This is a genomic window from Dankookia rubra (assembly GCF_004355005.1).
Lineage (GTDB): Bacteria > Pseudomonadota > Alphaproteobacteria > Acetobacterales > Acetobacteraceae > Paracraurococcus > Paracraurococcus ruber_A.
Map to the genome: position 1 here is coordinate 1 of NZ_SMSJ01000238.1, position 2,064 is coordinate 2,064.

Annotated in this window: 1 pseudogene; it reads left to right on the plus strand. The window is 81.0% G+C overall.

The annotated features are described in order from the left end of the window. A pseudogene (locus E2C06_RS38310) lies at window positions 1–2,064 on the plus strand (hypothetical protein); the annotation flags it as partial.

Consider the following 2,064-nt stretch of genomic DNA (forward strand, 5'->3'; position numbering starts at 1 on the left):
GATGCCGGCGCCGAGGCGGCGGGCCTGGCGGCGCCGGTGCCGGGCTGGGCGCCGGGGATGGCGCCGGGGATGGTGCCGGGCTGGGCGCATGGCACCGGCCTCGCGGCCTCGGCCGCGGCGGCGCCGCTGGAAGGCGCCCGCTTCGCCGCCACCGAATGGGTCCTGCCGGCGATGCTGCGCCCGGCGCCGCTGGAGGATGCCGCCGGGGCCCGGCTGATGGCCGGGGTGCAGGCGGCCGATGCGGCCGAGGCGGTGCTGCCGGCCAGCTTCCGCGGCGCGGCGCAGGAGGCCGCGGCGCGGGCCGAGGCGGCCAAGGCCGCGGCGCTCGGCACCAAGGCGGCGGTGCAGGCGGAGGCCGCGGCCCGGCCGGTGCAGCCGGCCGAGGCGCCGGCAGGGGAGGAGAAGGCGGCGGCCCAGGCGGTCAAGCCGGCGGTGGTCGCCGAGGCGGCGCCCTCGGTGCTGAGCCCCGCCGCGGCCAGGCCGGCGGAGGCCGCGCCGGCGGTGAAGCCGCTGCTGGTGGCGGAAAGCCACGCCTTCGATTCCGGGCCAGTGGCAGGTCCGACGGCAGGTCCGACGGCGGGGCCCGCGGCCAGCCTGGTGATGGCGATGCTGCAGGAGGCGGCGCCGGTCGCCCAGCAGGCCGCCCGCGCGCCGAAGCAGGCAGCGCCGGAGGTGGTGGATGTGTCCCTGGTCGAGGCGAAGGCGCCGGCGGTGACCTCCCTCGCCGAGGACCGGGCGGCCGGGAGCCGCAGTGCCGCAGCGCCGGCGGATGCCGGGACAAAGGCCATGGCGGCCGGCGTCGCCGCGGCTTCCGGCGACCATGCGACGGACCAGGCGGCCGTGGCGACGCTGCCCGGTGCTGCGGGTGACGGCATCCTTGCCGCGGCCGGCACGGCGGATGCGACGAAGGCGGGCCTGGGTGCGGCCGGCACGACGCTGCCCGCGGCCGCGGCGACCGGCGTCCTTGCCTCGGCCAGCATGGCGGATGCGACGAAGGCGGCCGCGGGTGCGGCCGGCGCGACGCTGCCCGCGGCCGCGGTGACCGGCGTCCTCGCCTCGACCAATGCGGTGGATGCGGCGAAGGCGGGCCTGGGGGCGGCCGGCGCGACGCTGCCCGCGGCCGCGGCGAACGGCGTCCTCGCCTCGGCCAGCGCGGCGGATGCGACGAAGGCGGGCCTGGGTGCGGCCGGCGCGACGCTGCCCGCGGCCGCGGCGACCGGCGTCCTCGCCTCGGCCGGTACGGCGGATGCGACGAAGGCGGGCCTGGGTGCGGCCGGCGCGACGCTGCCCGCGGCCGCGGCGAACGGCGTCCTCGCCTCGGCCGGCACGGCGGATGCGACGAAGGCGGGCCTGGGTGCGGCCGGCGCGACGCTGCCCGCGGCCGCGGCGACCGGCGTCCTCGCCTCGGCCAGCACGGCGGATGCGACGAAGGCGGGCCTGGGTGCGGCCGGCGCGACGCTGCCCGCGGCCGCGGCGACCGGCGTCCTTGCCTCGACCAATGCGGTGGATGCGGCGAAGGCCGGCCTGGGTGCCGCCGGCGCGGCGGTTCCCGTGGCCGCGGCGACCGGCGTCCTCGCCTCGGCCGGCACGGCGGATGCGACGAAGGCAGCGGTCGGCACCGTCGCGGCGGATGCCCATGCGGCCGGGACCGCGGCGGCGGGCCTGCCAGCCGACGCGAAGGCGGCGGAGGGGCCGGTCGGCCTGGTTGTGGCGAGCCTCGCCCCGGCCGGCGGCAATGCCGCGACAGCCGGTCTGGCTGATGCGTCGAAGCCTGCGGCGGCCATCGCCCTTGGATCGGTATCCGGCCAAACGCTCGCCGATGCCGTCGGGGCGCCGCTGGCGGGCACGGCGGCCGCCGCCTCGGCGGCGGCACACGACCAGGCCGGGCCAGCGACCGCCGCGGTGATTCCGGCGGGCGGCACGCTGCCGGCGACTGCCCTGGACGGCCATGGCGCGGCGGCGGCCGTGGTGTCCCAGGCCGCCGAGGCGGCGAAGCCGGCGGCGGCGGCCATCGCCGCGGCCGGTGCCGCGCAGCCGGACGCGGCTGGCGCCGGCACGGCCGAT